3 protein-coding genes are annotated in these 2,976 nt (G+C 71.0%); all 3 read right to left on the bottom strand.

Annotation, left to right across the window (positions count from 1 at the left end; translation table 11 throughout):
• On the bottom strand, nt 1–474 hold a 474-nt coding region (locus tag VNO22_14015; protein ID HXG62487.1), incomplete at its 3' end, for a hypothetical protein.
• Nucleotides 471–1,265, bottom strand: a complete 795-nt coding sequence (locus tag VNO22_14010; protein ID HXG62486.1) for a tetratricopeptide repeat protein — start codon at nt 1,263–1,265, stop codon at nt 471–473. The genes VNO22_14010 and VNO22_14015, both read right to left, overlap by 4 nt.
• Nucleotides 1,262–2,976, bottom strand: a 1,715-nt coding sequence (locus tag VNO22_14005) for a secretin N-terminal domain-containing protein (protein HXG62485.1), incomplete at its 5' end; no start/stop codon positions are given. The genes VNO22_14010 and VNO22_14005, both read right to left, overlap by 4 nt.

Here is a 2,976-nt window from a genome sequence, read left to right as displayed (position 1 = left end):
CCCCCCGAGCGTCCCGGTGCGCGGCCAGAGAGGGCCGCCCCGCTCGCCCAGCCCGCCCGCCGCCACGAACGCCGCCGCGTCGAAAGGAGCGAGCCCCCGCCCGGCCGCCTCCCTCAGGGCCGCCTCAAGATCGCGCGTCCCGAACCGCGCCCGCGTCGTCGGAAGCGCCACCGGCGGATACGCCCGGCCGCCGAGCGCGAACCTTCCCCCCGAGACGCGCGCGAAGTAGGCCGCCGCGCGGACGAAGAAAAGCTCCCCCGGGTCCTCCGTTCCGAACGGCCGATCCGAAAACGAAAGCGGAAAGACCGCCAGCGTCAGGGCGGACAGGCGGGGCCGGGGGGGCGGCGCCGCGGGGACGACGTAGAGCGCGCGCTCCTGGGCGGAAAGCGGCGGCCGGGCGCGGATCCGCTCGCGCTCGGCGGCCTCGGGATCCTCCTGGAGGACGAGCGCCGCCAGCGCCCAAAGCGGGCTCACCGCCGCAGCGCGTTGTGGAGCGCGTTCAGCTCCCGACGACGCTCCTCCACGTATCGGGTGTGGCCGTACTTGCCCAGGAGCTCCGTGATCGTCCGCAACGCCTCCTCCTTGCGCCCCTCCGCGAAGTGGCGCTTGAACTCCTCATGCAGGTCCCGGGCGCGGGACTCGTCCTCGGCGGAAGGCGCGCGGGGCGGGGCGGGCGCCGCCGGGGGCGCCCCCGGAGCCTGCTTCTTGAGCTCCTTCCACAGCCGCACCTTCTCGCGGACCTCCGGATCCCGCCCGCCGAGGTCCACGTACTTCTCGTAGTGCTCCAGCGCCTCGACCGTCTTGTCCTCGAACTTCTCCTCGTAGAGCCGCCCCAGCCACAGGCGCGGCTCCGGATCCTGCGGCCGGAACCGGACGGCGTTGATCAGATCCTCGGCCGCCTGGCGGTACTGCGCCCGCGAGGCCAGCACCATCGCCCGGTTGAAGTACGCGTCCCCGTAGGCGGGATTCAGCTGAATCGCGCGCGTGAAATCCTCCAGCGCCCGCTCCTCCTGGACGCGCGCGTCGATCTCGGCGGCCGGCGCGAGGCGCAGCTTCACGCGGGAAACGCCGCGATGGTAGTAGGCTTCGGGAAACTCCGGATTCTCGCGGAGCGCCCGCGTACAGAGCTCCACCGCCCGCGCGTGCTCGCCCCGCTCCGCGGCCTGAAGCGCCTCCTCCAGAAGCCCCGCCGCCATCTCGGGATCGGGCCCCGCCGCGGCGCAGGCGGAAAGAAAGAGCGCGCCCACGAGCGCCGGCGCCCTCATCGCCGCACCCGCTCCAGCCAGCGGTCGCTCTCCGCCTCGACGTCCCGCGGATCCAGAAGCCTCAGCTTGGCCTTCTCGATCTGCGTGAGCTCCTCGAGCTGCGAGGCCGTGTAGGCCACGTACGGCGTAAGGAAGATCATCAGCTCCCGCTTCACCTTCCGCTGGGTCGTGTTCGAAAAGAGCGCCCCGAGCACCGGGATGTCCCCGAGGACCGGCACCTTTTCGACCGCGTGGTCCGTGGACTCCCGGATGAGGCCCCCGATCACCACGGTGGTCCCGCTCCGGACCGCCACGGTCGTCAGCGCCGAGTTCACGTTGAAGGTAGGCGAGTTCACGCCCGGGGCGATGGGAACGCTCTCGGCCGCCGAGGCCACGTCCGAAATCTCCGGCGCCACCTCGAGCGTGACCAGCCCGTCCGGGTTGATGTGCGGCGTCACCTGTAGAAGGATCCCCACGCTTTCGTACTGGACGGTGTTGACGGTGTTGCCGAGCTGATTGATCTGGGTGTTCGTGATCCGCGGCACTTCCTTGCCCACGTTGATGCTGGCCGTGGCGTTGTCGAGCGCCAGAATCCGCGGCGTGGCCAGCACCCGCAGCCGCCCCTCCCGCGCCAGAAGGTTGAGCGTGGCCTGGAACTCGTCCCCCGCCAGGAGGTACGTGAACCCCTGGGTGGCCAGCGCGAAGTCCGTCCCGAAGCGGTTGCGCGCCAGATCCCCCCCGCGGACGCGCATCTTGTTCTCCCAGAAGCCCTCCAGGCCGAACTGGGAGCTTTCGTCGAGCGTCACGTCCGCGATGAGCACCTTGATGAGCACCTGCGGCCGCAGGCGGTCGAGGTCCTGAAGCAACGCCCGGATCGCCTCGAAGTTGCGCGGCGAAGTCCGGATGAGAAGCCCGTTCGTCGCCGGGTCCGGCTGGATGTCCACCTGCCCTTCGATCCCGCGCCGCGGCTCCTCTTCCTCCTGGGCCGGCGCCGGAGGAGGGGGCGTTTCCTGGCCGTCGAGCGGCCCCAGGAATCCGCCCCGCGTGCGGGTGCTTCCCATCGTCCGACCGGACGTTCCCCCGCGCGTGCCGAAACCGCCGTTGTTGCCGAAATAGGGGTTCATCCCCGTGTTGCCGAACCCGCCCGGAAAAAGCGGCGTCTGGGTCCGCGGCTGGAGATTCGTTCCCGATCCGGTCCCCGTCCCGCGCAGGAGATTCTGGAGCGTCACCGCCAGCTCGTAGGCGGTGTGGTTCTTGAGCGGCACGTAGTAGGTGCTCACGGACTCCGTGGGATTGGCGTCGAGCTGCCGGACGACCTCGTCGATGACCTCGAGGTGCTCGCGCGACGCCTTGACGATGACCGAACGGGTGCGGACGTCGTGGGCGATGTCCACCTGCTGGCTGGGCAGGAGGGGGGAGGCGGCGGCCGCCCCCCCCTCGCGACCCGCCCAGCGCACTCCGGTCCCGCCTCCCTGGGCCGGGGCTCGCCCCGAAGCGCCGGTCCCTCCCGGGGAAGCCGCCTGCTGCGGCTTGAACAGCGTCTGAAGCACCGTGGCCATCTGCGCCGGATCGGCGTTCTTGAGCTCGTAGATCTTCACGACGAGGAGGTCGTTGACCGGGCGGTCGAGCTCCAGGAGGATCGCGTCGATGAGCTGAAGCTTGGGCTCGGCGGCGGCGACGAGGACGCTGTTGGTGCGCAGATCGGGCACGGCGCGGACCTCCTGGGTCGCGC

The sequence above is a fragment of the Planctomycetota bacterium genome (assembly GCA_035574235.1).
GTDB lineage: Bacteria > Planctomycetota > MHYJ01 > MHYJ01 > JACPRB01 > DATLZA01.
Note: the sequence above shows the minus strand (reverse complement) of the source record. Positions and strands in the feature narration are given on the sequence as shown.

Coding starts and splice junctions, on each gene's coding strand:
- VNO22_14010 (HXG62486.1), bottom strand. CDS start 1,265: ATGAGGGCGCCGGCGCTCGTGGGCGCGCTCTTTCTTTCCGCCTGCGCC.